The organism is uncultured Campylobacter sp. (assembly GCF_938040115.1).
GTDB lineage: Bacteria > Campylobacterota > Campylobacteria > Campylobacterales > Campylobacteraceae > Campylobacter_A.
This window is the reverse complement of record NZ_CALHXD010000079.1, coordinates 1-2,728: the sequence shown is the minus strand read 5'-3', so window position 1 is coordinate 2,728 and position 2,728 is coordinate 1. Positions and strand designations below refer to the sequence as shown.

The 2,728-nt window shown below is 47.3% G+C and carries 4 protein-coding genes; 1 reads left to right on the top strand and 3 read right to left on the bottom strand.

Translation table 11 applies throughout. The annotated features are described in order from the left end of the window. Nucleotides 1–353: iron-containing alcohol dehydrogenase (locus tag Q0314_RS03015; protein ID WP_298056364.1), on the top strand; the 353-nt coding region annotated here is incomplete at its 5' end. 374 nt (nucleotides 354–727) lie between these two features. On the opposite strand, the gene yedF is transcribed toward Q0314_RS03015, so the two are convergent. The 3 genes from yedF to Q0314_RS03000 form a co-directional block, all read right to left on the bottom strand. After that, nucleotides 728–970 (bottom strand): sulfurtransferase-like selenium metabolism protein YedF, encoded by a 243-nt coding sequence (gene yedF, locus Q0314_RS03010; RefSeq protein ID WP_004323059.1) that lies wholly within the window; start codon nucleotides 968–970, stop codon nucleotides 728–730. A gap of 1 nt (nucleotide 971) precedes the next feature. Beyond that, on the bottom strand, nucleotides 972–2,180 hold the full coding sequence (gene yedE / locus Q0314_RS03005; protein WP_298056360.1) for a selenium metabolism membrane protein YedE/FdhT: 1,209 nt from the start codon (nucleotides 2,178–2,180) through the stop codon (nucleotides 972–974). A 382-nt stretch (nucleotides 2,181–2,562) separates the two neighbouring features. Continuing rightward, a partial coding sequence (locus tag Q0314_RS03000; RefSeq protein WP_298056366.1) for a dihydroxy-acid dehydratase occupies nucleotides 2,563–2,728 on the bottom strand: 166 nt, incomplete at its 5' end.

Below are 2,728 nucleotides of genomic sequence, written 5' to 3'. Positions count from 1 at the left end.
ACCACATGCTAGAGCACGCCATGAGCGCGGTCGTAAACTGTGCGCACGGAGCGGGCCTAGCGGTCATAATGCCAGCGTGGATGAAATGGTACAAGAGCCGAAATTTAAGTGCATTCGAGCGTTTTGCAAGAGAGATTTTCGGCGTAAACTCAGCTGATGAGGGCATCGCCGCATTTAAAGCGTGGCTTAGTAAAATCGGAGCTCCGGTTAGTCTAAAATCCGTCGGCATAGAGAGCGAAACGCTAGAGGAGGTGGTAAATTTAGCCTACGACTACGCGGTAAACTGGCGTAAAGACAAGCTCTATACAAAAGAAAATATTAAAGCAATTTTTGAGCTGGCGAAGCAAATTTGAGTAAATTTGCGGCTAAATTCGGCGCTAGCAAGATACGAAAATGCGCCGGTTTAAATTTAACCGCCGCAAGATAAATTGGGAAATTTCGGCGCTTTGGCAAAGCGGAGTCGGTTTTAGGTTTCAAATTTCGCGCTTTAAATTTGCTCCGAGTTTTTCCGGGTTGCGAATTTAAACGCAAAAGTACGAAATACGCGCGCGGCGGGTAAATTTTCGGTATGGCGAAAACGGCAACGCAAAATATAAATTTAAGCGCGCAAGATAAGCAAAATGCGGCCGTGCGAGCAAAATTTACTTTGCAATCGGCAAACTTACCCGCCCGCCGTAGCAAAATAGAGCAGGGCGCGCCTAAACCCTGCTCCGCGCCTAAATTTAAACTAAGGCTTTTTGATGATAAATCTAAGCGTCGGACCGTCTTGCTCGATTTTAAGCACTTCAAAGCCCCTGTTTCTCGCGTCGTAAGGGATCGAGTTTATCGCCTGCGGGCAGTCGCAAAGTACTTCTAGCACCTCGCCGCTTTTCATTTTCGGTAGGATTTCTAGCGTCGCGACGGCGGGCATAGGGCAAGCCTCGCCTAGGATATCGAGCGTATAGCTTATTTCAAAATCGTCTTCATGCATCTTAGTAGCCTCCTTTGGCGAAGAAATTTCGTTTGTAGATAAACACCAGCAGTAGCGCCGAAACGAATAAACATAAATTTACCGCTAAGCCGCCCAGCGGACCGAATACCTCTAAAAGCTGGATTTTCGGGCCGTCTTTGATCCATGCCGGGATGAGATCATAGCTAAGGGCTAGCACCATAGTTCCTACGACGTTTGCGACGCCCACGATCATAAAGTGCAGCTGCCCCTCGGTGGCTCTATACGTCCAGCCGCACTCGCAGCCGCCCGCAAATACGATACCAAAGCCGAATAAAAACGCTCCGATCGCAACCGCCGGCGAGAAATTCGTAACCTTGCCGACGTAGCCGTTTAGCATCAGCACGAAAACGATGAGCGTGGCGATTATCATGCCGTAAAAAGCGCCCTTGGTTGCAACGTCCCTGCCGAATAAAAACAGGTCGCGAAAGCACGAAGTAAAGCAAATTTGACCCTTTGAGATAATAAAACCAAAAACCAGTCCAAAAAGCAGTCCAAGCGGCAAGATGCTGGCTTTGACTTTTAGATCGAGCGCCGGCGCTTGCATCAAAAGATACGCAAACCAGATAATCGCTAAAATCGCGATAATCACGCCGATGGCGAAATTTCGGTCGGCGCGGCCTTTGTCGTGCGTCGTGCCTTTGCCTTTTGAGCCGAAGTTTTTAAGTTCGGTTTTAGGCATAAAGATAGGCAGCTTGCCGACCTTGACGGCGACGTAGATGCCAAGCACCATAAACACGGCAAAAAGCCACGTATGTAGCGAAAAATACGGCAGTCCGGTGAAAAAATCAAGCAAGTTGCAGCCAAAGGCCAGACGCGCGCCAAATCCCGAAAGCAAGCCGCCGACGATAGCTTGAAAAACGCGAATTTTGCTTGCGGGTAGGCGAAATTTGACTTTGTTTGCCATAAAGGCCGCGATCGTAGCGCCCACGAACATGCCTATTAGCATAAGCCCCTCAAAGCGCGTGAGCGGGTTGCCGTCAAGGTTCGTGATCTTGTAGTAGGAGTAGCCGCTAAGATCCATCCCGAAAAGCTCCAAAAACTCGCCGCCCCAGCGCGTCATCTCGCCGGTCACCGCCCATCCGCCGCCAAAAATCCCGAAATACACGGTCGCTACGATGGCTAAGATAATCATCGCCTGCCCGACGTTCCAGAAATTCGTTAGATATTTCGTTCTAAATTCTTTAAACATAAATTTTCTTTGTATTAATTTCCTCGCCCCGCGAGACTAAAATTTGAGATTAAACGCGTATCTATGAGGTAGTCATCTAGGTATCCTAAAACGTGGTCGTCAAACTTGACGCTAAAAAATAAGAATTGTAGCTAAGATATTATTAAATAAAATTAAAATTTAGCTAGATTAATTTGCGATATTTTTCTCTAAAATATAAAATCTATAATCATCTTTTTTGTTTTCATTGAGATCTTTTACCGCAACTTTCGGCCGGCATTTGCCGCCGGATTTCGCTTTTTCGAGAATATTTTAAGCGGTTCTCTTTAGTTGCTACCGCTTTGCGTGTATTTAGACCAAAGAGAACCTAGCGTTTTGACCAAAATATCTTAGATATAAAGTCCTACGCCTCCAAAATCGCTCCGTTGCTAGCGTTCGTTACCAGCTTGCGGTACATTCGCAGCCAGCGGTACGGCAGCGGTTTTTCAAGCGGTTTAAATTTAGCCCTTCGCTCAGCGATCTCGGCCTCGCTTAGGCGCACATTGATCGCGTATGTATCCACGTCGATA